Origin of the sequence: Sedimenticola hydrogenitrophicus (assembly GCF_029017505.1) — a bacterium.
Taxonomy (GTDB): domain Bacteria; phylum Pseudomonadota; class Gammaproteobacteria; order Chromatiales; family Chromatiaceae; genus Sedimenticola; species Sedimenticola hydrogenitrophicus_A.
On sequence record NZ_JAQGEI010000087.1, the window covers coordinates 1 to 1,796 of the forward strand.

Genomic DNA, 1,796 nt, shown 5'->3' on the forward strand with positions numbered 1-1,796 from the left:
CACCTCCGCGACCTTGAGCTTGGGAATTCTACTACGTTCCTTCATGGTGACTCCCAACGCCGCGCACATGGGTGCGGGCCTTCGAGCGTCCCACCGCCGCCTGCGGCGGTCTAATGTTGCGCTGAGTTAACGATGTCACGAGTCATGCATCAACCGTTTACCTAAACCTACAACATTGTCGTTACCGTAGCCCATAGCCGAGTAAAACTCTATAACTCCGGAATTCGTCGCCCTGACTTGAAGATTGATTTTTGGACAACCCTTCCGTTTAAGAAGCCGCTCTACTGACTCCATCAGTAGCCGACCATAACCTTTTCTATGATGACACGGCTTTACTGCCAGATAGTTAATCCAGCCACGGTGGCCTTCATAGCCGCCCATTACCGTCGCGACCAATTCACCATCAATCTCACCGACCAAGAACAGGTCTGGATCGACCTTCATTTTTCGGTCGATATCCTTTCCAGGATCATTTTGAGGCACAACCAGACCAGCCTCTTTCCAGAGGTCTATTACTGGCAATCTATCTTTTTCTTGAAAAGGTCGAATATTCATATCTTCGTTAACCCGATCGTTGCGAAAATCAACCTGAAATAGCGGCGCCTCGCCGCGAAATCGGCCCGGGGGCGGGCCTCCTACAGGGTGCAATGCTGGAGTCCACCCGCGGTGCATTCCAGGAAACCATACAACATGTTTATTTTATCCGGTAGATAACGGGGCGAAACAAGTCATTGGGGCATGATTAATGCCACAATTGAGTTAACGTTTGACATGAGCGATGGCCAACGGATGGCGAAGCGTGCTGGTGCGTACCGGGATGGCGGTCAGACGCCAGCGAATCTGTATTCCCGAGCAGGGATACAGGCAGGCCGGCATCGCGAATCCCCTGCAGAATACCTGGTCCTTCTGGCACAGCACTGGTGAGGAATTGCCCTGGTAAACGGTTTACCAGGGCCCTCTTTCAGTGACACAAATGGCCGACAAATGTGGAGACGGGCGGATGCCGGGCGATGGCATCCGGGCAGATGACCATGAGTTCTTTACTCAGCCCGGGATCGCTGACCGGGATTGCCCGCAAGGAGTCGACCCGGACTTCCTCGCTGACGCAGGCCGCCAGAACCAGTGAAATGCCGAGACCGGTCTTGACCGCCTGTTTTACCGCTTCGGTACTGCCGAGCTGCATGGACACCTTCGGGAACGGCCCCTTGTCACCAAAGAAATTCGCCAAAAGTCGTCCAGTACCCGTGCCGGGCTCGCCACCGAGTAGCGTCATGCCGGCGAGGGTTTCCCGGTCTATCTGTTGCAGTCCCGCGCACGGGTGATGCGGTGGCACAATCAGTACCACCGGCTCCTGCCGCCAGTCCCGCGCCTGGAAGCCGGGCTTGGGGTGCCACCACTCCATAACCGCGATGTCCAGTTCACCGCTGGTCAGTTGCCTGGCTATGGCGGGGTTGTTGTCGATCACCAGATCCACCTCAGGTGCCGCCGGAGTGTCCATGAACGAGCGAACGTGGGGCTGGAGCATGTAGATTCCAATGTTGGAACTTGCCCCCACGCGCAGACTGGTACCGCTTACCGCTTCCCGGGCGCGCTCATCCAGGCGCAACATGCTGAGCGCGAACGGCATCAACGCATGGGCTGTTCTGGTAGGCTCGCATCCCGATTTTGCGCGGCGGATCAACAAAGTATCCAGCTGTTCTTCAAGCTTTTGAATGTGCTGGGAGAGCGTGGGCTGGGCGATTCCGAGGTTTTTTGCGGCGGCCTGGAAACTCCGACACTGGACCAGTGCGATAAAA

General features: G+C 56.2%; 2 protein-coding genes. Both read right to left on the reverse strand.

The genetic code is table 11. The features are described from left to right. Nucleotides 1-135 precede the first annotated feature (135 nt). Nucleotides 136-555, reverse strand: coding sequence for a GNAT family acetyltransferase (locus O9K64_RS23315; protein ID WP_275100518.1), 420 nt, complete (start codon nucleotides 553-555; stop codon nucleotides 136-138). A 406-nt stretch (nucleotides 556-961) separates the two neighbouring features. Further along, entirely contained in the window at nucleotides 962-1,792 is an 831-nt protein-coding gene (locus O9K64_RS23320; RefSeq protein WP_420493192.1) for a LysR family transcriptional regulator, read from the reverse strand. Between the last annotated feature and the right edge of the window lie 4 nt (nucleotides 1,793-1,796).